The 23,664-nt window shown below is 57.9% G+C and carries 19 protein-coding genes; 8 read left to right on the top strand and 11 right to left on the bottom strand.

The window, feature by feature from the left end; genetic code table 11:
* Positions 1 to 8: 8 nt before the first annotated feature.
* Both rnhA and J3362_RS06065 read right to left on the bottom strand, forming a co-directional pair.
* Positions 9 to 452, bottom strand: coding sequence for a ribonuclease HI (rnhA, locus tag J3362_RS06070; RefSeq protein ID WP_219120123.1), 444 nt, complete (start codon positions 450 to 452; stop codon positions 9 to 11).
* Between the two features lie 28 nt (positions 453 to 480).
* Positions 481 to 1,275 (bottom strand): class I SAM-dependent methyltransferase, encoded by a 795-nt coding sequence (locus J3362_RS06065; RefSeq protein ID WP_349518610.1) that lies wholly within the window; start codon positions 1,273 to 1,275, stop codon positions 481 to 483.
* 96 nt (positions 1,276 to 1,371) lie between these two features.
* Here J3362_RS06065 and gloB point away from each other — a divergent pair, with 96 nt between their 5' ends.
* The 7 genes from gloB to J3362_RS06030 all read left to right on the top strand — a co-directional run bounded on the left by gloB (position 1,372) and on the right by J3362_RS06030 (position 10,454).
* Positions 1,372 to 2,166, top strand: a complete 795-nt coding sequence (gloB, locus tag J3362_RS06060) for a hydroxyacylglutathione hydrolase (protein ID WP_349518609.1) — start codon at positions 1,372 to 1,374, stop codon at positions 2,164 to 2,166.
* Positions 2,167 to 2,334: 168 nt separating this feature from the next.
* Complete coding sequence (locus J3362_RS06055) at positions 2,335 to 4,035, top strand: LysM peptidoglycan-binding domain-containing protein (RefSeq protein WP_349518608.1); 1,701 nt, start codon at positions 2,335 to 2,337, stop codon at positions 4,033 to 4,035.
* 12 nt (positions 4,036 to 4,047) lie between these two features.
* Positions 4,048 to 5,871: an extracellular solute-binding protein gene (locus tag J3362_RS06050; RefSeq protein WP_349518607.1), complete on the top strand. Its 1,824-nt coding sequence runs from the start codon at positions 4,048 to 4,050 to the stop codon at positions 5,869 to 5,871.
* A 15-nt stretch (positions 5,872 to 5,886) separates the two neighbouring features.
* Positions 5,887 to 6,972 (top strand): microcin C ABC transporter permease YejB, encoded by a 1,086-nt coding sequence (locus tag J3362_RS06045; RefSeq protein WP_088828310.1) that lies wholly within the window; start codon positions 5,887 to 5,889, stop codon positions 6,970 to 6,972.
* A complete protein-coding gene (locus J3362_RS06040; protein ID WP_349518606.1) occupies positions 6,969 to 7,997 on the top strand; it encodes an ABC transporter permease in 1,029 nt (342 codons plus the stop codon). Before J3362_RS06045 ends, J3362_RS06040 begins: the two co-directional genes overlap by 4 nt.
* 1 nt (position 7,998) lies before the next feature.
* Positions 7,999 to 9,603: an ABC transporter ATP-binding protein gene (locus J3362_RS06035; protein WP_349518605.1), complete on the top strand. Its 1,605-nt coding sequence runs from the start codon at positions 7,999 to 8,001 to the stop codon at positions 9,601 to 9,603.
* A 65-nt stretch (positions 9,604 to 9,668) separates the two neighbouring features.
* Positions 9,669 to 10,454, top strand: a complete 786-nt coding sequence (locus J3362_RS06030) for an enoyl-ACP reductase FabI (RefSeq protein WP_349518604.1) — start codon at positions 9,669 to 9,671, stop codon at positions 10,452 to 10,454.
* 71 nt (positions 10,455 to 10,525) lie between these two features.
* Here the strand turns inward: J3362_RS06030 and J3362_RS06025 are convergent, their stop codons facing one another.
* Both J3362_RS06025 and J3362_RS06020 read right to left on the bottom strand, forming a co-directional pair.
* Entirely contained in the window at positions 10,526 to 10,930 is a 405-nt protein-coding gene (locus J3362_RS06025; RefSeq protein WP_349518603.1) for a PilZ domain-containing protein, read from the bottom strand.
* Positions 10,931 to 10,955: 25 nt separating this feature from the next.
* Positions 10,956 to 12,779, bottom strand: a complete 1,824-nt coding sequence (locus J3362_RS06020; protein ID WP_502882409.1) for a DUF1631 family protein — start codon at positions 12,777 to 12,779, stop codon at positions 10,956 to 10,958.
* 175 nt (positions 12,780 to 12,954) lie between these two features.
* On the opposite strand from J3362_RS06020, the gene J3362_RS06015 reads away from it, so the two are divergent.
* A complete protein-coding gene (locus tag J3362_RS06015) occupies positions 12,955 to 14,031 on the top strand; it encodes a 3-deoxy-7-phosphoheptulonate synthase (protein ID WP_349518601.1) in 1,077 nt (358 codons plus the stop codon).
* Between the two features lie 27 nt (positions 14,032 to 14,058).
* Here J3362_RS06015 and cobA read toward each other — a convergent pair whose 3' ends face one another.
* From cobA to purF, 7 genes are all read right to left on the bottom strand, one after another.
* Entirely contained in the window at positions 14,059 to 14,916 is an 858-nt protein-coding gene (gene cobA / locus J3362_RS06010; RefSeq protein ID WP_349518600.1) for a uroporphyrinogen-III C-methyltransferase, read from the bottom strand.
* Positions 14,913 to 16,187 (bottom strand): serine--tRNA ligase, encoded by a 1,275-nt coding sequence (gene serS, locus J3362_RS06005; RefSeq protein ID WP_349518599.1) that lies wholly within the window; start codon positions 16,185 to 16,187, stop codon positions 14,913 to 14,915. The genes cobA and serS overlap by 4 nt, the downstream gene beginning before the upstream one ends.
* Before the next feature lie 87 nt (positions 16,188 to 16,274).
* The gene (locus tag J3362_RS06000; RefSeq protein WP_349518598.1) at positions 16,275 to 17,612 is read right to left on the bottom strand and encodes a replication-associated recombination protein A; all 1,338 of its coding nucleotides are present in this window, start codon (positions 17,610 to 17,612) and stop codon (positions 16,275 to 16,277) included.
* Positions 17,612 to 18,259 (bottom strand): outer membrane lipoprotein periplasmic chaperone LolA, encoded by a 648-nt coding sequence (gene lolA / locus J3362_RS05995; protein WP_349518597.1) that lies wholly within the window; start codon positions 18,257 to 18,259, stop codon positions 17,612 to 17,614. The genes J3362_RS06000 and lolA overlap by 1 nt, the downstream gene beginning before the upstream one ends.
* A 12-nt stretch (positions 18,260 to 18,271) precedes the next feature.
* Positions 18,272 to 20,854 (bottom strand): DNA translocase FtsK, encoded by a 2,583-nt coding sequence (locus J3362_RS05990; protein ID WP_349518596.1) that lies wholly within the window; start codon positions 20,852 to 20,854, stop codon positions 18,272 to 18,274.
* Between the two features lie 6 nt (positions 20,855 to 20,860).
* Complete coding sequence (locus J3362_RS05985; RefSeq protein ID WP_349518595.1) at positions 20,861 to 22,102, bottom strand: O-succinylhomoserine sulfhydrylase; 1,242 nt, start codon at positions 22,100 to 22,102, stop codon at positions 20,861 to 20,863.
* A gap of 26 nt (positions 22,103 to 22,128) precedes the next feature.
* On the bottom strand, positions 22,129 to 23,655 hold the full coding sequence (gene purF, locus J3362_RS05980) for an amidophosphoribosyltransferase (RefSeq protein ID WP_349518594.1): 1,527 nt from the start codon (positions 23,653 to 23,655) through the stop codon (positions 22,129 to 22,131).
* Positions 23,656 to 23,664 lie beyond the last annotated feature (9 nt).

The raw sequence follows: 23,664 nt of genomic DNA, 5'->3' as shown, positions 1-23,664 counted from the left end.
CTCTGAATCTATGCGCCGGAAAGCTCGTCGACGCCGCGATTGGCCAGTTCATCCGCCAGCTCATTGTCAGGAACACCAGAGTGCCCTTTTACCCAGTGCCAGTTAATCTCGTGCCGGGCCACTTCGGCATCCAGCTCGCGCCAGAGATCTTCGTTCTTCACGGGCTTTTTCGCGGAGGTCTTCCAGCCGTTCCGCTTCCAGCCTGCCATCCATTCCGTAATGCCTTTACGCACGTACTGCGAATCCGTAAACAGCTCCACCTCGCACGGGCGCTTCAGGGCCTCCAGACCACGGATGGCTGCCATTAACTCCATGCGGTTGTTCGTGGTATTCGTCTCCCCGCCGTGCAGGGTCTTTCGATTGTCGCCATAGCGCAAAACCACGCCCCAGCCGCCGGGCCCGGGGTTGCCCTTGCAGGCGCCATCCGTATAGAGGGTTACCTTGCCGGCCATTCAGCCTCCTGGTTTGGTTTTCGGTGATTCACTTCGGTGTTTTAATCGGCGAGCCACTGCGACTGCAACCTCGGGAGGCGCCAACGGTACCTGTGCCCGGCAGAGCAATCACCTTGCTTTGGCGCCAGACGGGGCGCCTGGGCAACCGGGCGTGGACGCGTTTTTTGGCAAGGATACAGTAATAGGCGCCTACTGGCAGGAGTCGATTTCCGGACAAACGGTTGTCCATCCGGCTCGTCGGCTTGCGACCACTGCGCTGCAGTGGTGGCCTGAAAAACCGGGTAATCGACGCTTCGACATTAAAGCCCAGCAAGTGCAGCCAGTCTTCCATGCGTCCGCGCAAGAGGAAGCGACCGCCCCACGGGCCTTCGCTACTCCTGGAGATCAGTTTGCGCGCGCCCCAGAGGCTCAAAGGATTAAAACCAAACAGGGCCATCGTGCCCTCTCCCCGGAGTACGCGCGCCGCCTCGCGAATCACCTGGTGAGGGTAAGGAGAGAAATCGGCCGTGTGATGCAGCACGACAAGATCCATCGAATCACCGGGAAAGGCCAGCTCGTCGGCATCGCAGATGGCGACCCCGTCCGGAATATGGGGATACCATCTTGGCGCTGTCATGATCTTCTGGGAGAAATCCGTGCCGGTAGCCAATGGCAGCCGATGGCTGATACCCACCTGCAACTGCCTGGCGCCTGTCAGACGCTGCAGCTCGGCATCGACGAATCGTCTCTGGTCGGCCAACAGTGCCCGACCAAGCGGGGTCTGGAACCAGCGCTCAAAGCTCTCATGTCTGGCGGAATAATCAACTGCCTCGGATTCACTCACCAATGCGCCACTCCCGGAAGCCCTTTCCCATGGTTGGGGCCTTGTATTTAATGCTCTATCATATCAGTCACATTCGATAAGCACATGTGGGGCCCTATGCTGACCATTTCCGCCATACCCGCCTTCAGTGACAACTATATCTGGTGCCTTTCCGACACCGCCAGCGACAGGGCGCTGATTGTGGACCCGGGCCAGGCACAACCGGTTCTGGACCATCTGGCCGAGAACGGGCTGACCCTGGACACTATTCTGGTGACCCACCATCATCCCGACCATGTCGGCGGTGTCAAAGACCTGGTTTCCCGGTTTCCGGATTGCAGGGTGACGGGCCCGGCGGATTCGCCCTATAAAGGCAGTACCAACCTGGTTCATCCCGGTGATGAGGTGATCTGGGAAGATATCACCTTCCAGGTCCTGGGCGTTCCCGGCCACACTCTCGATCATATTGCCTTCTTCACCGACGTCGAGGTAAATGGTCGGCCGGTTCTCTTCTGTGGCGATACTCTTTTTGTCTGTGGATGCGGACGTCTGTTCGAAGGCTCCCCGGAGCAGATGCGTCAGTCTCTTCAAACTCTCCGGGCGCTGCCTGGCAAGGCCGCCGTTTACTGCGCCCATGAGTACACCCTCGCGAACCTGCGTTTTGCCCGCAGCTGGTTGCCGGAAGACGAAGGTCTCCGGGCGTTCGAGCAGGAGTGTCAGGCCGCCCGCGATGCAGGAGAACCGACGGTTCCTTCAATCCTCGAAAACGAGAAACGGCTCAATCCGTTTCTGCGGTGGGATGATCCGGCGGTAGTGGACTCCGCCCGAACCTATTGCTCAAGCCGGGGCCTGCCCGCCGATTCCGAGAACGCCATTTTTGCGGCCATCCGCCACGGCAAGGATAATTTCTGACGCCTGGCGATACGCACTTAACAAATCCTCTCAGAGCCGTAACGAGAGGTTTCTTGACCCCTTTTAAAGCGGTCCCATAGAATCATTTCAAAATTGTGACCGTAAATTGTTCAATATGCCGGATTTTCAGATGCTGGATCCGGCCTCAACCTGTACCCGGATGCTGTTATGTCGGCCAGACGATTGTCGTTTTTGTTTTTCGCCGGAGCCCTCGCCAGTGGCTGCACCAGCCTGATCAGCCAGGGCGAGCAAAGCCCGCTGAATACTCAGGAAGTTACCGTCGCCGCGGGCGATGAAGGGCTAAAGAAAGCGGTCGAGACCGGAGAAAACCGCGATGCTGCCCGAGACCAGCCGCTGGACGAAGCTATTGCTCCGGAACTAAAGGATGCTGCCAGGGATGCCAGGGAGAAGCTCGACAATCCGGTTCAGAAAACCGCTGAGGCGGAGGTGGTTGAGCAGGATCTGTGGTCAAGACTGCGATCGGGGTTTGTTCTGGATCACGATATCGACAACGAACGAGTCCGGGACCAGTTGAACTGGTATGCCCGGCATCCCGGTTATATTGACCGGGTTGTGGAACGCGGCAGTCGCTACCTTCACTATATCGTCAACGAGACCGAAAAGCGGGGGCTGCCTGCCGAATATGCCCTGCTCCCCGTTGTTGAGAGCGCGTTCGATCCGTTTGCCTACTCCCATGGGCGCGCTGCCGGCCTCTGGCAATTCATTCCTTCCACGGGAAAATACTTTGGTCTGACACAGAGCTGGTGGCACGATGACCGTCGGGACGTCATCGCCGCAACCGACGCCGCCCTGACCTATCTTGAGCGCCTCGCAAACCGGTTTGATGGCGACCACACGCTCGCCCTTGCCGCCTACAATAGCGGCGGCGGCACTGTTTCCAGCGCCATGCGCCGCAACCGGAATGCCAACAAGCCGACAGACTTCTGGTCTCTTCACCTGCCCCGGGAAACCAGACACTACGTCCCTAAACTCATCGCTCTCGCGAAAATATTCGACAATCCCGAGGCCTATGGCATCGAGCTGCCATCGCTGAAGGACGAGCCCTACTTCGAAGTTGTTGATACCGGCTCCCAGCTCGACCTTGCCCAGGCAGCGGAACTGGCCGGGGTAGATGTCGACGAGATCTACCTCCTGAATCCCTCCTACAATCGCTGGGCAACTTCGCCGGATGGTCCTCACCGGTTGCTCGTTCCGGTACAGAATGCCGAAACGTTCCGCGCAGCCCTGGCCGAGATTCCAGCCAATCAACGGGTGTCCTGGCGCAACTATGAGGTTAAATCCGGAGACAGCCTTAATTCGATCTCCCGCAAATTCTCAACAACGCCGTCAGTGCTGCAGCAGGTCAACAATCTGGACAGCGATCTGATACGGATCGGCCAGCGCCTGATGATTCCCTCTGCCTCCAAGGGCAGCGACGCCTATGCCCTGAGCGCCTCCCAGCGGCTTGAACGCAAACAGGAGCGGAAGCGGGACGGAAACAAGGTTCGCTACACGGTCCGCAAGGGCGATACCTTCTGGGATATTGCCCGCGAGCACCGGGTTTCCGTGCGTGAAGTTGCTGCCTGGAATGGCATGGCGCCCGGCGATCCGCTGATACCCGGCAAGGAACTGGTTATCTGGTCCAAGACCAGCCAGCCAACGGTGATGGCGGCCAACAGTGGCCGTGGCAAGGCAATGGTCAGGAAAGTGGGCTACCGGGTGCGCAAAGGCGACTCCCTCGCCCGGATTGCCAGCAGGTTTTCCGTGAATGTGCGGGACATCGCAAGCTGGAACGATCTGAATACCGCCCGTTATCTGCAACCCGGGCAAAGTCTGGTACTCTACGTTGATATCCGAAACAGTCCCTGACGTGCGAGACTTATGACAAGAACACGGAAAGCCTCATCCCTTACGTCGTTTTTTTCAGCCCTGGCGCTTATTGCCACACCGCTCATCTCACCGTTTTCCGTCGCCGACGAGGCAATGCCAGCACATGGCATTGCCATGCATGGCGAAACCAAATACCCCGCCGGGTTCAGCCATTTCGATTACGTGAATCCGGACGCCCCGAAAGGCGGCACCCTGAAAATGGCGGTTGTTGCCAACGGCTTCGACTCTTTCAATCCTTTTGATATCCGGGGCGTTGCCGCTGCAGGCATCAGCAACTATCTGTATGACACACTCCTTGAGTCGTCGGACGATGAGCCCTTTTCCGCCTATGGCCTGATTGCCGAATCCCTGGAGACTCCTGAAGACCGAAGCTATGTGGTTTTCAATATCAGGGAGCAGGCGCGGTTCCACGACGGCGAAGCCATTACCGCTGAGGACGTAAAATTCTCCTTCGACACCCTTACTACCCAGGGGCACCCCTTCTTCCGGAACTACTACGCTGACGTCAAATCGGTGACCATAGAGGGCCCTCAGCGGGTACGTTTTGACTTCAAGGAAACCAGCAATCGGGAGCTACCGCTGATCCTTGGCCAGATGCCCATTTTGCCCCAGCACTACTGGGCTGATCGGGAGTTTGGCAAGAATGGCCTCAACCCACCGTTGGGCAGTGGCCCTTACCGTATTGGTGACTTCGAAGCCGGTCGGTCGATTACCTACGAACGCGTTGAAGACTATTGGGCTAAGGACCTTGGCGTTCGGAACGGACGGTTCAATTTCGACCAGATTACTTACGATTATTACACCGATGACACCGTGGCGCTGGAGGGCTTCAAGGCCGGCAGTTTTGATTTTCGGCTGGAGTCTTCCGCCAAGAACTGGGCCACGGCCTACACCGGGGATCGGTTCGAAAACGGCACGATTATCAAGGAAGCCATAGAGCACCACCGACCTTCAGGCATGCAGGGTTTTGCCTTCAACACCCGCAGGAAGGTGTTTTCCGACCCGCTGGTTCGTGAAGCGCTGGCCTATGGTTTTGACTTTCAGTGGGCCAACAAGAACCTCTTTTTCGACCAGTACACCCGCACTGACAGCTACTTCGCAAACAGCGACCTGGCTTCCTCGGGCCTTCCGACAGGCCGTGAACTGGACATACTCGAACCTTACCGGGATCAGTTACCCGATGATGTGTTTACCGAGGAATACCAGCCACCCACCACCGAAGGACAGCAGGGCCTGCGCGAGAACCTGAGAACTGCTATGGAGCTGCTCAAGTCCGCCGGTTATGTCATTCGAGATGGCAAAATGGTACACGGCGAAACCGGCGAACCACTGGCGTTCGAGATCCTGCTGTTCCAGAAGAGCTTCGAGCGGGTGGTTCTGCCCTTCAAGAACAACCTCGGTCGTCTCGGTATCGATGTGACCGTGCGCCTCGTGGACAGCAACCAGTACATACAGCGCCTGAGGGAATTCGATTTCGACATGATCACCCAGGTGTTCGGCCAGTCGGATTCGCCGGGCAATGAACAGCGGGAATACTGGGATTCATCCACCGTGGATGCCAAAGGCTCGCGCAACTACATGGGCGTGAGCGATCCGGTGATCGACGAGCTTGTGAACATGGTCATTCAGGCGCCAAACCGTGAGGAACTGGTTTACCGGGTTCGGGCATTGGACCGGGTTCTGCTGCACCACCACTATGTGATTCCGCACTGGCATCTGCGAAGCGACCGCGTCGCCTACTGGAACCATCTGCAACGTCCGGCCGAGACGCCGAAGAACGGCATCGATCTGGACAACTGGTGGGCGAAGCCCTGAGGAAAACGCCGCTAAATGGGCATCTACATACTCAGGCGTCTGGCGCTGATCATTCCCACCCTGATCGGAATCATGCTGCTCAACTTTGTGATTGTTCAGGCGGCCCCCGGTGGCCCGGTTGAGCAGCTTATCGCGGAGATGGAAGGCCACGGCGGCAGCGCCCTGGCCCGGGCTTCCGGCGGTGGAACTGGCGGCGAGGTAGCGGACTCTTCCGGCGACACACGCGGTTCCCGCGGTATTCCCGATGAGCTTCTGAAAGAAATCGAAGTCATGTACGGCTTCGACAAACCCGCTCACGAACGCTTCTTCAAGATGCTTGGCGATTACGCCACCTTCAACTTCGGTGACTCCTTCTTCCGGGAAAAAAGCGTCATCGACCTGATTCTCGATAAAATGCCCGTTTCCATCTCCCTGGGTCTCTGGTCAACGCTGATCATCTATTTCATTTCCATCCCCCTGGGCATCCGGAAAGCCGTTACAGATGGCTCCAGGTTCGATGTCTGGACCAGCTCAGCTATTGTGGTGGGCTACGCCATTCCAGGCTTCCTGTTCGCGATACTGCTCATCGTGCTGTTTGCTGGCGGCAGTTATTTCGACTGGTTCCCACTCCGGGGCCTGACCTCTTCGAATTTCGATGAGCTTACCTGGTATCAGAAAATCGGGGATTACTTCTGGCACCTGGCGTTGCCCGTCACCGCAAATGTGATTGGCGGTTTTGCCACCCTGACCCTGCTTACCAAGAATTCGTTCCTGGATGAGATCGGAAAACAGTACGTGGTAACCGCCCGCGCCAAGGGTCTGGACCAGAAGGAAGTGCTGTATGGCCACGTTTTCCGCAATGCCATGCTGATCGTGATTGCCAGCCTGCCCGGCGTCCTTGTCGCTCTGTTCTTTACCGGCTCCCTGCTGATTGAAGTGATCTTCTCCCTCGACGGGCTCGGGCTGCTCGGCTTCGAGGCAGCCCTGAACCGCGACTATCCCGTGATCTTCGGCACCCTGTACATATTCACCCTGATGGGCCTCATCCTGAAGCTGATCAGCGACATTACCTATGTCCTGGTCGATCCGCGGATCGATTTTGAAAGCCGGGAGGGTGCGTGAGTTTCCGGTCTTTGACTCCGATTCAACAGCGGCGCCTGCGGAACTTTCGGAAAAACCGCCGGGGTTTCTGGTCTTTGTGGATTTTTCTCGCCCTGTTCGGCCTGTCATTGGTCGCTGAGCTGATTGCCAACGACTCGCCGCTGGTCGTGTCCTATAAAGGGGAGCTCTATTTCCCGGTCGTCCAATCAGTGCCGGAAGAAACCTTCGGTGGTTTCCTGCCCACGGAAGCCGATTATCGCGACCCCTTTATCGCTGATGAAATCAGCGCCAATGGTTGGATGGTCTGGCCACCGATCCGGTTCAGCTACAACACCATCAATTATGATCTTGAGGTTCCGTCACCGGCGCCACCGAGTGCAGAGAACTGGCTGGGGACCGATGATCAGGGTCGCGATGTTGCAGCCCGGGTGATCTATGGTTTCCGTATTTCGGTGCTGTTTGGCCTGACCCTTACAATCGCCAGTTGCATTGTTGGCGTAGTGGTCGGCGCCATTCAGGGCTTTTACGGCGGCAAGATTGATCTGCTGGGCCAGCGTTTTATCGAAGTCTGGTCCGGCCTGCCGGTACTGTATCTGCTAATCATTCTCTCGAGCATTGTGCAGCCAAACTTCTGGTGGCTGCTGGGCATCATGCTGCTGTTCAGTTGGATGGGACTGGTGGATGTGGTACGTGCGGAATTCCTGCGGGCCCGTAACTTCGAATACGTCAAAGCTGCCCGTGCACTCGGCCTGGACAACCGCAAAATCATGTTCCGGCACATACTCCCCAATGCCATGGTTGCCACGCTGACCTTCCTCCCGTTTATTCTGACGGGGGCAATTACAGGCCTGACCTCCCTGGATTTCCTTGGCTTTGGCCTACCCTCGGGCTCGCCCTCATTGGGTGAATTGATTGCCCAGGGCAAGGCCAACCTGCATGCGCCCTGGCTGGGCATATCCGCCTTCGTATCGCTGTCGTTGATGCTCACATTGCTGGTGTTCGTGGGTGAAGCCGTGCGCGATGCCTTCGATCCGAGGAAGAGCTGATATGAGCCAATTGCTTCAGATCTCCGATCTTTCCATCTGTTTTGATCACGGATCTCCAGCCGTCGAGTCACTGTCACTGGCAATCCGCGAAGGCGAGACCCTTGCACTGGTGGGCGAGAGCGGCTCCGGAAAATCCATTTCGGCACTGTCGATTCTGCGCCTCCTGGATGCGCGGCACGCGAGTTACCCCAGCGGGCAGATCCGGTACCGTGATGAAGATCTTCTGGCCGCCACCGAAAAACGAATGCGCCAGATCCGCGGCCGGGAGATCGGGATGATATTCCAGGAGCCGATGACATCTCTTAACCCGCTACACACCGTGGAAAAGCAAATTGGCGAAACCCTGGAACTGCACAAGGGAATGCGCGGGCCACAGGCAAAACAACGCTGCCTGGAGCTGCTGCAACTCGTGGGGATACAGAACCCGGAAAGCAAGCTTGGCGCCTACCCACACCAGTTGTCGGGGGGGCAAAAGCAGCGGGTTATGATCGCCATGGCCCTGGCCAATGAACCCGATCTCCTTATCGCGGACGAGCCCACGACGGCACTGGATGTGACCGTCCAGAAACAGGTTCTCGAATTGCTTAGGGACCTTCAGAAAAAACTGGGGATGGCGATTCTACTGATTACCCATGACCTGACCATCGTGCGCCGTTACGCCGACCGGGTGGCCGTCATGGAAAATGGCAAACTCGTGGAGGAGGCCGATACCGACGCCCTGTTTGCCAGCCCACAACACGCCTATACCCGAAAGCTTCTTGATGCTGAGCCCCCGGCAGCGCCCCTACCGCTTGATAAACCGGCAGACCCGTTACTTGCTGTTGAACGACTGGACGTGCGTTTCCCGATACGCAAGAGCCTTCTGGGCAAGGTGAAGGAATCCTTTCACGCCGTGCAGGGCGCCGATTTCCAGCTTAACCGCGGCGAAACGCTGGGAATCGTTGGGGAAAGCGGCAGCGGCAAGACCACCATCGGCCATGCACTGCTCAAGCTTACCGCCAGTACCGGGAGTATCCGCCTCGGGGGCGAGGAGCTGGCGTTTCTTGACCAGAAGGATTTCAGGCCGTGGCGAAAGCGCGTGCAGATTGTGTTTCAGGATCCGTTTGGCAGCCTGAGTCCCAGAATGTCCATTGCCGAAATTGTCCGCGAAGGTCTGGAGATCCACGACGCGGACAACGCAGCCGAACATGACAGCAAAGTGATTCGCGCGCTGACCGACGTTGGCCTGGACCCGGAGGCACGGCATCGGTACCCACACGAATTCTCTGGCGGCCAGCGCCAACGTATTGCCATCGCCCGGGCTCTGGTGCTGCAGCCCGATCTGATCATCCTGGATGAACCCACTTCAGCCCTCGACCGCACCGTACAGAAGCAGGTCATTGAACTGTTGAGGGATATCCAGACCCGTTATGGTCTAAGCTATATCTTTATCAGCCATGACCTGGCTGTGGTGCGCGCCCTGAGCCATAAGCTACTGGTGCTGCAACATGGCCGGATCGTGGAATATGGTGATGCGGCCAGGATTTTTGATGCACCACAAGCGGAGTACACCCGCGAGCTGCTGAATGCCGCGTTCTTTTACCAGAAACCAACTACGACTATTTGAGCGTTACCCCGGCCAGAGCACTCAGGGATAATGCACCCAAATCAGGAACACAGGGAGAACGACCCATGGGAATCCTCAGTGGCAAGAAAGCACTGATCGTTGGCGTAGCCAGCAAACTGTCCATCGCTTACGGCATCGCCGAGGCCTTTGCCCGCGAAGGTGCCGAACTGGCGTTTACCTACCAGAATGAAAAGCTTCAGCCACGGGTTGAGAAGTTCGCCGAACAATGGGGCAGCAAGCTGACCTTCCCCTGCGATGTCGCCAGCGACGAAGAAATTGAAAACGTCTTCAAGGAGCTGGGCAAGCACTGGGACAACATCGACATCATTGTTCATGCTGTTGGCTATGCACCTGGACACGAGCTGGACGGCAACTACGTGGACGTGACCACCCGTGACGGCTTCCGCATGGCCCACGATATCAGCTCCTACAGCTTTGTCGCGCTGGCCAAGGGTGCCCGCGGCATGATGCACGAAGGCAGTTCGCTGATTACCCTGAGCTACCTGGGCGCCGAGAAAGTTCTGCAGAACTACAACGTGATGGGACTGGCCAAGGCTTCCCTGGAAGCCAACGTGCGCTATATGGCCGCCAGCCTGGGCCGGGACGGGATTCGGGTGAACGGCATTTCCGCCGGCCCGATCAAGACCCTGGCCGCCTCTGGCATCAAGAGCTTCCGTAAGATGCTGGCCGAAAACGCCAGGCGTGCCCCGCTGCGTCGAAACGTTACCATCGACGAAGTGGGTAATGCTGCCGCATTCCTCGGCTCTGATATGTCCTCCGGTATTACCGGCGAGATCATGTACGTGGACGGCGGCTTTAACATTACCGGAATGGGTGAACTGGAAGAGTAAGTCTTACCTTCCCAGAACCTAAAAGAGCCGGCGCTATGCCGGCTCTTTTCGTTGGATTGCACGGAAAAGATTCAATCCTGGGCCATCGCCGAGGCCACGGCCTCCACCCACTCGACGTATGCGGTTTCGTCAGACTCGATGATTCGCGCCCCCACCAGAAAGCTCGATTCGTTGGGTCGACACCAGACCACTTCGACCATCAGACCGAAAGGCTGGGCATGGTTACCCAGAAATACTCTCGCCGGCAGCAACGCCCCCAGGGAAAGCGGCTCGTCAGAGGTCAGGCAAAGACCACTGGTGGAAATATCACGAATACCGCAGACAAGCTCCCGTTCTTCGGTCGAGGCTTCTTCCGGCAAGCCGGACTCGAGCTCGAGTATCGCCCTGGCTCGGGCCGTAAGGCGGTAATCGGCCCGATTATCCTGATCAACAGGCGGTTCATTCCGGGTTCCAAAGCTATAGTCGTTATCTGCCATTGTTGTTTTTCCTGCTTCGGCAATATCAGTTGCGGCCAACGCGAATGCGCCCGACCACCCTGCTGAGGGTATCGTCGAATTCCGCGGAGGTTCCCAAAACCCGGATCCGGCCTTCGACAATCCCTTCAACCAGGGCACCCTCGAGAAACTCGCGCCGGTTCAGGCCCAAGCGGTCCACAAACACCAGCTTTCTGGACGCATTGATGCGCACGGCCAGTTTCAGACGGGCCGGTTCATCGGACGTTTCGTCGGGTTCGACGACAATCCAGCCACCCAGCTTGATGGCATCCACCTGCTTCTCGGCCAGCAGGGTTCTTTCCTTCCGAATTCGTTCCTTTTCAACGTTTTCATCGGCGATACGTTGCGCTTCAGCGGCCTGTTGCTGACGTTCAAGCTCGGCTTCCCGTTCCGCTTCCTCAGCCCTGCGTCGTGCCTCAGCAGCTTCTCTTTCGCGCCTCAATTCCTCGGCCCGCAGCCTGGCAGCTTCCGCGGCCTGTTCCCTCTGCCGACGCTGTTTTTCGCAGACGCGGGCAAGCAGTTCGACGGTCTCTGCCAATACCGTTCCAAACGGTGTGAGCTTCGGCAAGGGCCGGATCTGCTCCTTTTCCAGTGCCGCCCGGAATTCCCCCCATGTCTGCAGCCCCAGCTTTACGCCGGCGCCGTTGGTCCAGAGAATTTCTGCGGATTCCGGCAGAAACGCGTAGAAATAACGTCGCTGCTCTCCGGTACCCTGGCCTTCGACAAACCACTGCCCCTCATAGGGTTCAAACGCTTCCGCGGAGGGTACTTCGAAGCTCAGCCAGTTGCTATCCCACTGGAAGCTCCCCGCCGCCGGCAAAGCCTCCACCAGGTCCGGTGCTTCCCCTCTGAGCCTGGAAACCATGGCGGACTCGATCCCCGACAGAGACTCTGCAGGCAGAGCGTCGTTAAAAACCCGCTTCCAGACGTCGAGGATACGATCACCGATCTGTTCGCCGACGTGATAGAGCCGGTTACGGTCCTTGTCGGAAAGCGAGGGATCACCAATCCAGACCAGCCACTCCAGCAACTTGCTGCCATGTCGCAAATTCTCGCCGTCGAGACCGGAATCCCAGATCGACTGTTTCAGCAGACCCTGCCAGTGATCAAGGATAAAGCGGACAATCGAAAGCGGCAGTTTGCGCCCCTGGAGAGCACGGCCGATCAATGCCCGGGAAGACTGTTCTGCCTTGCGCTGCTTGGCAGCACCCTGCTCCGTTTCCAGTAGACGTTGGCGGAGTTTTCCAACCTGGGCATTCCTCTTCTCTGCGTCTTCCTGCCAGCGATGACAGAATTCGTTTACCGGATCCGTCTTACCGGATTCGAAACTGGCAGAAACCGCTATCACCAGAGAATCAAGCTGATCCAGAAGAACTTTGGAGGAGCGGCCTCCGGAATCACTCCAGCCGCGCCACTCCTGCAGGCTGTCCAGCCACTCCAGGAGCGCCTTGCTGAACGCCTTCTTGCCCTCCAGATCCATACGCCAGGCAAGATAAAAACGGAGCCTTGCCACCCGACGGGCCAGACTCGGGTGCAGCCCGCTGGTTTTCAGGAAGACGTCCATAATGCGGTCAGCGACATAGGCAGCGTTCACCTGCCGGGCCGACCACTCCAGATGAACGGAGCGGATAACATGGGTCACCCGCTCATCGCGCTGCTCCGACCAGCAGGAAATGAGCAGGGGGCGCCAGTCGCTGACGGCCTCTGGTTCGAGCTTGCCAGCCGGGTATGGGAGGTCAGGAACACGAATGCCGGCCAGGACATCGTCTATCTTGCCTGAAACCGCTGCAACGGAAGGCACATCCTTCGGTCTCTGCCTGTTTTGCGACATCCGTTCCCCATACCTAAGAAGCGTTGAAAAGGCCCTGTAAATAACGCAGTATAACCAACTCGCCGGGGTTTACCGCAACCGTGCACCGGCGCTATTCGCGTTAATCTGCAACCCTGTTGGCATATTCTATGGTCCACCAGGGCTGCAAAGATCAGAATCGGGGAAGCAGAACAACATGTCGGGCAACAAATTAGAGAATCTGAATGTGGCGAGCCAGGAAGCACTGATCACTCCTGAAGCGCTGAAGAAGGAGATGCCGCTCTCCGACAAGGCCGCAGAAACCGTTTCAAAGGGCCGTCAGGCCATCTATGACATCATGGATGGTACAGACCACCGGCTATTCGTCGTGGTGGGCCCCTGCTCCATTCACGATGTTGAAGCCGCCAGAGATTACGCCTCGCGCCTGAAGAAGCTTGCCGATGAAGTCAGCGATACCCTGCTGATCGTTATGCGCGTCTATTTCGAGAAGCCTCGCACAACCGTTGGCTGGAAAGGTCTGATCAACGATCCGCACCTGAACGACACCTTTGATATTGAGCAGGGCCTTCACATCGGTCGTCGTCTACTGCTGGATATCAACGAGCTCGGCCTGCCCGCAGCCACCGAAGCGCTTGATCCGATCTCCCCGCAGTATTTGCAGGACACCATTGCCTGGTCCGCCATCGGCGCCCGTACCACCGAGTCACAGACTCACCGGGAAATGAGCAGCGGCCTGTCCATGGCGATCGGTTTCAAGAACGGCACCGACGGCAGCCTCGACGTTGCGGTCAACGCGATGAAATCTGTCTCTCACCCCCACAGCTTCCTGGGCATCGACCAGCAGGGACAGGTGGCTATTATCCGCACCAAGGGTAATAACTACGGCCACGTTGTTCTCCGCGGCGGCGGTGGCAAACCCAACTACGATTCGGTAAGCGTCGCCCTGTGCGAACAGGCGCTGGATAAAGCAGGCCTGCGCAAGTCGATGATGATTGACTGCAGCCATGCCAACTCCAGCAAGGATCCGGCCATTCAGCCGCTGGTCATGCAGGATGTGACCCACCAGATCCTGGAAGGTAACACCTCGATCCAGAGCCTGATGGTGGAGAGCAACATCAATTGGGGTAACCAATCGATCCCCGAGAACCTTGCGGATCTGAAGTACGGCGTCTCTGTGACAGACGCCTGCATTGACTGGCCGACCACGGAAAAGGCCATTCGGGATATGCGCGACAAGCTGAAAGACGTACTGCCCAAACGCAAGATCGGCTGATCTGAGCCCGATACCAAACGGGGAGCCTCAGCTCCCCGTTTTTATTACCCCACCTATCCAGTCCAGCCGCTCCCTGAGCGCCACTACGTGGCCGATTATGACCAGCGTCGGCGGTTGAACAGCTTCGGCTTCTACCCTCTCTACAATATTACAGAGATTGCCTGTAACCACACGCTGTTCCTTTGTGGTTCCCTTGGAAACGAGCGCAACAGGCATATCCTCGGACATGCCATACGCAACCAGTTGCCGGCAGATAATCGGCAATCCGACGAGACCCATGTAGAACACCAGAGTCTGGTTGTTCTGAACAAAGTCTCGCCAGGGAAGATCGCAGGTATCGTTCTTGAGGTGGCCAGTCACGAACCGGACTGACTGGGCATAATCCCGATGGGTGAGCGGGATTCCTGCGTAGGCGGCGCAGCCGGAAGCGGCGGTTATACCCGGCACCACCTGAAAGCGTACGCCGGCGTCTGCCAAGGTTTCAATTTCTTCGCCCCCGCGCCCGAAGATAAACGGGTCTCCGCCCTTGAGACGGACCACCTTCCGACCCTGCCTGGCCAGATCGACCAATCGTTGATTTATCTGGTCCTGAGGCAAGGTGTGGTTGGCCCGCTGCTTGCCAACATGAATCATCTCGGCAGCGTCTGGAATCATGGCCAGTATTTCCGGCGACACCAGCCGATCGTAGAGCACCACCTCGGCGGACGTGATCAGCCTCCAGGCCTTGAGTGTCAGCAGTTCAGGATCTCCTGGCCCGGCCCCGACAAGGGCCACCTCTCCGGCGGATGTGTTCGGGTTCGAGGTGACCGGGTTCACCCTGTACCTTACTGGTGCAGGGGTTGCACCAACGCCCTTCCCTGGTGCGCGTTCTGGCTGATCACTCATTGGATTCTATCGATGCCTCCCATATACGGCTTGAGAACCTCCGGAACCAGAATACTGCCGTCAACCTGCTGGTAATTCTCCATGACCGCAATCAGAGCACGGCCAACAGCCAGGCCCGACCCGTTCAGGGTGTGGACGGGTTCCGGCTTTCCGGTTTCCGGGTTACGCCAGCGTGCATGCATGCGCCGTGCCTGGAAATCCCGGGTATTCGAGCAGGAAGAAATTTCACGGAACTTGTCCTGCCCCGGCAACCAGACTTCCAGATCGTAAGTTTTGGCCGCAGAAAAGCCCATGTCGCCACCGCAGAGCGAAACCACACGGTACGGCAGCTCCAGCAACTGCAGTACCTTTTCGGCATGACCGGTCAGGGCTTCCAGCGCGGCGTCCGAATCGGCCGGACGAACGACCTGTACCAACTCGACCTTGTCGAACTGGTGCTGACGGATCATGCCCCGGGTATCCCGACCGTAGGAGCCGGCCTCACTGCGAAAGCAAGGAGTATGGCAGACCATCTGCAGCGGTAAGTCACTGGCATCAAGAATGCTGTCCGACACCAGGTTGGTCGCGGGCACTTCCGCCGTGGGAATCAGGTAAAGCGGATGTTCGCCTTCAGTTTTGAACAGATCTTCCTCGAACTTCGGCAGCTGTCCGGTTCCATAAAGACTATCGGCATTGACGAGATAGGGAACGTAGGTCTCCAGATAGCCATGTTCGCCAGTATGCAGATCCAGCATGAACTGGGCCAACGCCCGGTGCAGCCGGGCCACCGGGCCGCGCATGACAGCAAAGCGCGAATGGGCCAGGCGGGTCGCGGTCTCGAAGTCCAGGCCTTTCAGACCCTCACCCAGAGCAACGTGGTCTTTGGGCTCGAAATCAAAGCTCTTGGGCGTGCCCCAGGTTCGAATCTCGACGTTGTCGTCTTCACTCTCACCAGCAGGAACATCTTCGTCCGGAAGGTTCGGAATTCCGGCCAGGAAAGCGTTGAGCTCCTCCTGCAACGAACGGAGCTCGTCTTCCGCTTCGGACCTCTTTTTCTTAAGATCTTCCACCTCATCCAGCAGCGGCTGGATGTCCTCACCGGCTGCCTTGGCTTTCCCGATCGATTTGGACCGTTTGTTCTGCTCGCTCTGCAGGTTTTCCGTGCTTACCTGAAGGGCGCGGCGGCGTTCCTCAAGCTGCTCGAAGGTGGCGGTATCGAATTCGAAATTCTTGATGGTCAGCCGACGGGCGATCTCTTCTGTCTGGGTGCGGACACGTTTGGGATCGAGCATGATTATCCTGAATCTTCCGGTTAGCGATGTTTTGAATGACTGGCCATTATACCTGCACTGGCGCTCGTGGCTACCGCAGCAGGAGGCTCAGGTATAGCGTTTGCGGGGGCTTTCAGCGTTGCGGGAATCCAGGCGCTGGCGCTTCTCCGCCAGCTTGATCTCCAGCCCACGATTCACGGGCTCGTAGTACCGGCGCTGTTGGATCGCTTCGGGCAGATAGGACTCGCCGGCGGCGAAGGCCTCCGGTTCATCGTGTGCATACCGATAGGTATCTCCGTGGCCCATGCTCTTCATCAGCTTCGTGGGCGCATTGCGCAGATGTACCGGAACTTCGTAGTCCGGATCCTGGCGGATGTCCGCCATACAGCGGTTGAAAGCGTTATAGACGGCATTGCTCTTGGGCGACATAGCGAGGTAGGTCACCGCCTGGGCCAGTGCAAGCTCCCCTTCCGGAGACCCCAACCGCTCCTGGGCGTCCCACGCTTCCATGCTGAGTTGCAGAGCACGGGGATCGGCGTTACCAATGTCTTCACTGGCAATGCGCACGAGACGCCGGGCGACATAGAGGGGATCACAGCCGCCATCCAGCATCCGGCACAGCCAATAAAGCGAGCCGTCCGGATCTGAGCCACGGACCGATTTGTGCAGAGCCGATATCTGGTCATAAAACACATCACCGCCCTTGTCGAACCGGCGCAGGCTGGTCTGCATGACCTGCTCAAGCTGATCCGCCGTTACCCGATCCGTGCCGGCCTCATCCGGCTCTGCCAGATCAGCCGCCACTTCCAGGATATTGAGGGCGCGGCGGGCATCGCCACCAGAGGCTGCGGCCATCAGGGTCAGCACGTCTTCATCAACCCGCAGGCGTCCACCAAAACCCTCATCAACTGTCAGCGCGCGGCGTAACAACTGAAGGATGTCCTCTTCCTCAAGGTTCTTGAGCACGTAGACGCGTGTTCTGGAGAGCAGCGCACTGTTAAGCTCGAAAGAGGGATTCTCAGTGGTGGCACCAACGAAGATGAAGGTACCGTCTTCAATGTGGGGGAGAAACGCGTCCTGCTGGCTTTTGTTGAAGCGGTGAACTTCATCCACGAACAACAGTGTGTCCCGACCCTGTGACTGCTTGCGATTACGTGCCCGCTCAACAACGGCCCGAATCTCTTTCACACCGCTCAGCACAGCCGAAACCGTCTCGAAACTGAGATCGCTGACATTGGCCAGCAGTTGGGCGAAGGTGGTTTTTCCGACTCCGGGAGGCCCCCAGAGGATCATGGAGTGAAGCTGGCCCTGTTCGACTGCGCGCCGCAGCGGTTTGCCGGGCCCTACGAGGTGGGCCTGGCCCACATAGTCGTCCAGGCTTGCCGGCCGCATTCTCGCGGCCAGTGGGCGGAAGCCTGCAGATTCCGCAAACAGGCTGTCCTGCATCAGGCCCCGTCCCGGATAATATCCACACCCTCCGGATAGTCGAGGGTGAACGCACCCGCTTCAACCGGTTCGTTCAGCCTGATCCGGTCGAAACTCAGTACGCTAAGCTGTGCCAGGGAATCCTGCATACGCATCTCCTGGAGCTCACCTTTGAAGAACGTCAGCCTGAGCGACGTGAAGAGGGAGTCCGGGCTGCGTGGCTCCAGGGTAAATTCACGGGTGTTGTCGCCAATCTGGCGACCGGAAACCTTGTAGGTATCCTCCAGATTATCCACCTCACCGCTCAGCAAGAGCGCGGGTGTGGATTGCACACGATCGTCGAGATTGTGGATCGTGACTTGTTCCAGGTCCGGATCGTAAACTTCCACAGTTTCGCCATCACTGACAATAAACTGCGACAGTGGCGCACTGGTCTCCCAGTAAAACAGCCCGGGGCGCTTGGCCTTCAGTGAGCCACGGGTTTCCTGAACCTTGTTGCCATTCTCGTTGACCACAATCTGGATAAAATCCGCCTGATAGGATTCGTAACCCTTCAGCAGCGAGGCCAGCTCGTCTGAACCCGCGCTTTCTTCACTGGCAGTTGCAGGGCTGACAATAAACGCCGCCATGATCAGTGCTGCAAGGCATTTCAAAAAAGACTGTTGCATTACTCGTTACTCCTAATCTCTGGGTGGCGGCGGTGCCAGAACTTCCCGGGCCCCGTTATGGCCTGCGGCGCTTACTACGCCGGATGCTTCCATGGCATCAACCAGGTTGGCCGCCCGGTTGTACCCGATCTTGAATTTTCGCTGTACCGATGAAATCGAAACGCGGCGACCTTCGGTAACGAAGGCAACCGCCTCGTCGTAGAGCGCGTCACCTTCGCTGTCGCCACCGCCTTCCGACAGGTTGGGTACCCCGGGCAGGCTCTCGCCTTCAGCACCATTGAGAACATCGTCCACATACACCGGCTCGCCCCGGGCTTTCCAGGCACTGACCACGCGATGGACTTCATCGTCATCCACAAAAGCCCCATGCACCCGAACCGGCAGGCCAGAGCCCGGTGGCAGGTAGAGCATGTCACCATGCCCCAAGAGCTGCTCGGCACCGCCCTGATCCAGTACTGTGCGTGAATCAATCTTGGACGAAACCTGGAACGACATCCGGGTGGGAATGTTGGCCTTGATCAGGCCGGTGATCACATCCACCGAAGGGCGTTGGGTAGCCAGAATCAGGTGAATACCGGCCGCCCGCGCTTTCTGCGCGATCCGGGCAATCAACTCTTCAACTTTTTTGCCGACGATCATCATCATGTCGGCGAATTCGTCGATAACCACTACGATGAACGGCAGCGTATCCAGCTCCGGCCGTTCCTGCTCATCGTTGGCGAGATACTCATCCGGCTTCCAGAACGGATCCATGAGCGGCTCGCCGGCAGCCCTGGCGTCTTTGATCTTGCGGTTGTAGCCCGCGAGGTTGCGGACTCCGAGGCTGGCCATCAGCTTGTACCGGCGCTCCATTTCAGCCACACACCAGCGCAAGGCATTGGCCGCCTCCTTCATGTCGGTGACCACCGGGGCCAGCAGATGCGGGATGCCATCATAGATGCTGAGCTCCAGCATCTTGGGGTCCACCATGATGAAGCGGACCTCTTCCGGGCCTGCCTTCAGCAGCATGCTGAGCAGCATGGCATTGACGCCGACCGATTTACCGGAACCGGTGGTGCCCGCCACCAGCAGGTGCGGCATTTTAGAGAGATTGGCAACCATCGGGTTGCCGCCAATGTCGTTACCCAGTGCCAGGGTCAGCGGTGAGCTGGACTCCTGGAACACCCGCGCGCCAAGCACTTCACTCAGCCGGACCATTTCCCGTTCTTCGTTGGGAATCTCGATACCGACCACAGACTTGCCGGGAATCACCTCGACTACCCGAACGCTCAGTACGGCCAGGGAGCGGGCCAGATCCTTTGCGAGGTTGGAAATCTTGCTAACCTTCACACCCGGGGCAGGTTTGATTTCGAACCGGGTAATAACCGGGCCGGGATTGACCTCGACCACTTCCACTGACACCCCGAAATCCCCCAGTTTTTCCTCCAGCAGCCGTGACATATGTTCCAGGGATTCTTCGGAATAGCCTCTCTCTTTGTGTTCCTCAGGCGGGTCCAGCAGAGAAATCGGCGGAATCGGGCTTTCAATGTCTTCCAGCAGCGAGGGCTGTTTACTGCCCTTGTCTTTCGACTGGGCAGGCTGTTCGTCTTTCTTGAAGGGCGAGATCTTCAGAGAACGCCCGGCTGGCTGTGGGGCTGGTTCGGGCCTGGAGGGTTTCTCCTCCGCAACCGCACCCTCATCCCGTGAGCTGAAACTTTCGAGCCGGGCCGGTTCCGGATCAATTTCGGCAGCAAGACCATCGAGTGCAGGCTCTTTCCGTCCGGATTCCGGCCTCGTCGCGGCCTTCGCTGGCTTCGGTTTTTTCGGACCGAAACCGGGAATGCGATGCCACCAACGTGGCCTGGTGGGATCGGCTTTTTTACCGGTGTTTTCAAACGGCGGAACGCGATCCTTGACCACGGGGGGCTCTGTCTTGGGCTGGGCTTTGGGCTCTGGTTTTTCCGACTTGGGCTTGCCCTTGGAAAGGCCTTTGATGGCAAGGCCCGCTCTGAGGGTCAAACCGCCCACCTGATCCATCAGCCAGAACCAGGAAAGACCAGTGGTAACCGTTAACGCGAACAGGAAAATGGCAATCAGCAGCAAGGTTGTGGCCGGCAGGTTGAAAAACCGCACCATCGCGTCGGCAACAGCTGTTCCAAGGACACCGCCCGAGGACGCCCCCAGACCAAACACGGAATACAGCGACAACAGACTGGTTGCCGAGAGAAGAATCAGCAAAAAGCCACCGAAGCGCATCATGAACAACGGCCAGTGCAGATCCAGGGATTCGTTACGCCGACGGATGAGCATCAACGCGTATCCGGCAATCATCACCGGGAACAGATAGGCAACGTGGCCGAAGAAATCCATGAACAGGCTCGCTAGCCAGGCACCGGTGCGACCCGCATAGTTCTGCACGCTGGTGTCATGACCGATACTCGCCCAGCCCGGATCTGACGGGCTAAAAGTAACCAGTGCCATGGAAAGGTAGATGCAAAGGGCAATAAGCGCGATGACGGCGCCTTCGCGAGCGCCCTGGGCGGCCAGCCGGCGAAACCGCTGCTGCTTCTCTGTCAGTTCCTGTGGTGCTTTCTTCGCTTTTGCAGATTCGGCCATGAATGCTCAGACGTTATCGGTGCTTTCGTTCCGAAGCGCCTGAAAGCCCCGTTCAAGATCGGTTTTCAGGTCTTCTACGGCTTCGATCCCCACGGAAATCCGGATCAGATTCTCCGTGATCCCGGCTCGTGCCTTATCCTCCGGGGATAGTCGCCCGTGAGTGGTTGTGGCCGGGTGAGTGATCGTGGTCTTGACGTCACCGAGGTTTGCGGTGATGGAGATCATCCGGGTGCCATCGATGAAGCGCCACGCCTCCTCCCGTGCACCCTTGAGCTGGAATGACAGCACACCACCAAATCCGGTCTGCTGCTTTTTCGCCAGCTCGTGTTGCGGATGACTCTGGAGCCCGGCGTAGAAAACACGTTCAACTGCCGGCTGTTGCTCCAGCCACAGGGCCAACTCTAACGCATTGTCACAGTGGGCGCGCATACGAATTGGTAAGGTTTCCAGGCCCTTCTGAAACACCCAGGCGTTGAAGGGGCTCATGGTGGGGCCAGCCGAACGCAGGAAGCCATAGATCTCTTCCATCATCTTCTCAGATCCGACCACGACGCCGCCCACGCAGCGACCCTGACCATCCAGATATTTGGTCGCCGAGTGAATCACGATGTCTGCGCCCTGCTGCAATGGACGCTGGAGCACCGGTGTGCAGAAGCAGTTATCGACCACGAACAGGGCGTCGTTGTCTCGGGCCAGCTGTCCCAGGACCTCCATATCCGCCACTTCACAAAGCGGATTGGACGGCGTTTCAATAAACAGCATCCGGGTTTCGGGACGGATCGATGCCTGCCATTCTTCCATATCGGTCAGACTGACAAACGTGGTTTCCACCCCAAAACGTGCCATGTATTTCTGGAACAACACATTGGTGGTGCCAAATACACCCCGGGAGCAGATCACATGATCGCCGCTCTGAAGCAGCGCCATGCAGGTACTAAGTATGGCGGCCATACCGGAGGCGGTGGCGACCGCACGCTCACCGCCTTCCATGGCCGCGATCCGACCTTCAAACGCCTGGACCGTAGGGTTGGTAAACCGGGAGTAAATGTTGCCGGGCTCTTCGCCGCCAAATCGCGCCGCCGCCTGCGCCGCGCTGCCATAAACGAAGCTGGACGTGGGGAATATCGCGTCGCTGTGTTCAAGCTGCCCGGTGCGGATCTGCCCTGCCCTCACGGCCAGGGTGTCCACGGACATCCCGTCCAGGTCGGACTCCGGGATCCAGACAGTTTCTTCGCGGCGAAAGGTCATCTACATCTCCTGCCTGAAAGCGGCGTTCAGTCTTCGTCGTTATGCAAGTCAATAATACCGTTGTCCCGGTCAGCCCCACCGGCACTCTCGGATCGCTTTTCATCATTGCGCAAGCCGTCAATGCGGCTCAGATACGCTTCATCGACATCACCGGTCACATAATCGCCGGTAAACACGGAGCACTCCCAACCCTCAATGTCATCGTTCACTTCACTGACGCAGGTTATGAGGTCCTCCAGATCCTGATAGAGCAGCCAGTCGGCACCGATGAGTTCCCGGATTTGCTCTACGGTGCGGCCATGGGCAATCAACTCACTGGCGGAGGGCATGTCGATACCATAAACGTTCGGATAGCGAACGGGAGGCGCCGCAGACGCAAAATAGACCTTACGGGCACCAGCATCCCGCGCCATCTGGACAATTTCCTTGCAGGTGGTACCGCGAACGATGGAATCATCCACCAGCATCACGTTTTTACCGCGAAACTCCAGATCGATCGGGTTGAGCTTCTGTCGGACCGATTTCTTGCGCATCTTCTGGCCAGGCATGATAAATGTCCGGCCGATGTAGCGGTTTTTGATAAAGCCTTCCCGGAATTTCACCCCCAGACGATGCGCCATCTGCATGGCCGACGTTCGGCTCGTGTCCGGAATCGGCATAACAACGTCGATATCGTGATCCGGCGTCTCGCGGAGCACTTTTTCCGCCAGGGTTTCGCCCATGCGCAGGCGAGCCTTGTAAACAGACACCTTGTCAATAATGGAGTCCGGCCGGGCAAAATACACGTGCTCGAAAATACACGGGTACAGATGCGGCTGCTCGGCGCACTGGCGGGTATAGAGGGTGCCGTCAGTTTCGATATAGACCGCCTCGCCCGGGGCAATATCGCGCACGAGGGTGTAGCCCGCTGCGCTAAGGGCAACGCTTTCCGAGGCAATCATGTATTCCTTGCGGCCATTCTCGTCGGTGCGTTCACCGTAGCAGGCAGGCCGGATACCATTCGGGTCCCGGAAGCCAACAATGCCATAGCCGGTAATCATGGCAATGACGGCGTAGGCACCCCGGCAGCGCTTGTGAACCGCGCTCACCGCAGAAAAGATCTCATCCTTGGTCGGATCCAGCTTTCCGAGCTTCTGCAACTCATGAGCAAAAACGTTCAACAGCACTTCCGAGTCGGAGTTCGTGTTGATGTGGCGCAGATCGGTCCGGAAAAGATCCGTACTCAGGTCATCGGCATTGGTCAAGTTGCCGTTGTGCGCCAGGGTTATCCCATAGGGGCTGTTTACATAGAATGGCTGGGCTTCGGCGGAGCTGGAACTGCCGGCAGTGGGATAGCGTACATGCCCGATGCCAACGTTACCGACCAGGCGGCGCATGTGGCGGGTGTGAAATACATCCCGTACAAGCCCGTTGTCCTTGCGGAGGTAAAAACGTTCATCCTGAAAAGTAACAATGCCCGCCGCGTCCTGGCCCCGGTGCTGAAGTACAGTCAGCGCATCATAGAGCGACTGATTGACGTTGGAAGTACTGACGATGCCGACAATGCCACACATGGATAAGTG

This window comes from Marinobacter sp. NFXS11 (genome assembly GCF_040148675.1).
Lineage (GTDB): Bacteria > Pseudomonadota > Gammaproteobacteria > Pseudomonadales > Oleiphilaceae > Marinobacter.
This window is presented reverse-complemented; position numbering and strand designations above follow the sequence as displayed.

Coding starts and splice junctions, on each gene's coding strand:
- J3362_RS06000 (WP_349518598.1), bottom strand. CDS start 17,612: ATGCAGGACAGCCTGTTTGCGGAATCTGCAGGCTTCCGCCCACTGGCC.
- J3362_RS06035 (WP_349518605.1), top strand. CDS start 7,999: ATGAGCCAATTGCTTCAGATCTCCGATCTTTCCATCTGTTTTGATCAC.
- J3362_RS06030 (WP_349518604.1), top strand. CDS start 9,669: ATGGGAATCCTCAGTGGCAAGAAAGCACTGATCGTTGGCGTAGCCAGC.
- J3362_RS06025 (WP_349518603.1), bottom strand. CDS start 10,930: ATGGCAGATAACGACTATAGCTTTGGAACCCGGAATGAACCGCCTGTT.
- purF (WP_349518594.1), bottom strand. CDS start 23,655: ATGTGTGGCATTGTCGGCATCGTCAGTACTTCCAACGTCAATCAGTCG.
- rnhA (WP_219120123.1), bottom strand. CDS start 452: ATGGCCGGCAAGGTAACCCTCTATACGGATGGCGCCTGCAAGGGCAAC.
- gloB (WP_349518609.1), top strand. CDS start 1,372: ATGCTGACCATTTCCGCCATACCCGCCTTCAGTGACAACTATATCTGG.
- lolA (WP_349518597.1), bottom strand. CDS start 18,259: ATGCAACAGTCTTTTTTGAAATGCCTTGCAGCACTGATCATGGCGGCG.
- cobA (WP_349518600.1), bottom strand. CDS start 14,916: ATGAGTGATCAGCCAGAACGCGCACCAGGGAAGGGCGTTGGTGCAACC.
- J3362_RS06015 (WP_349518601.1), top strand. CDS start 12,955: ATGTCGGGCAACAAATTAGAGAATCTGAATGTGGCGAGCCAGGAAGCA.
- J3362_RS06055 (WP_349518608.1), top strand. CDS start 2,335: ATGTCGGCCAGACGATTGTCGTTTTTGTTTTTCGCCGGAGCCCTCGCC.
- J3362_RS05985 (WP_349518595.1), bottom strand. CDS start 22,102: ATGACCTTTCGCCGCGAAGAAACTGTCTGGATCCCGGAGTCCGACCTG.
- J3362_RS06045 (WP_088828310.1), top strand. CDS start 5,887: ATGGGCATCTACATACTCAGGCGTCTGGCGCTGATCATTCCCACCCTG.
- J3362_RS06050 (WP_349518607.1), top strand. CDS start 4,048: ATGACAAGAACACGGAAAGCCTCATCCCTTACGTCGTTTTTTTCAGCC.
- J3362_RS05990 (WP_349518596.1), bottom strand. CDS start 20,854: ATGGCCGAATCTGCAAAAGCGAAGAAAGCACCACAGGAACTGACAGAG.
- serS (WP_349518599.1), bottom strand. CDS start 16,187: ATGCTCGATCCCAAACGTGTCCGCACCCAGACAGAAGAGATCGCCCGT.
- J3362_RS06020 (WP_502882409.1), bottom strand. CDS start 12,779: ATGTCGCAAAACAGGCAGAGACCGAAGGATGTGCCTTCCGTTGCAGCG.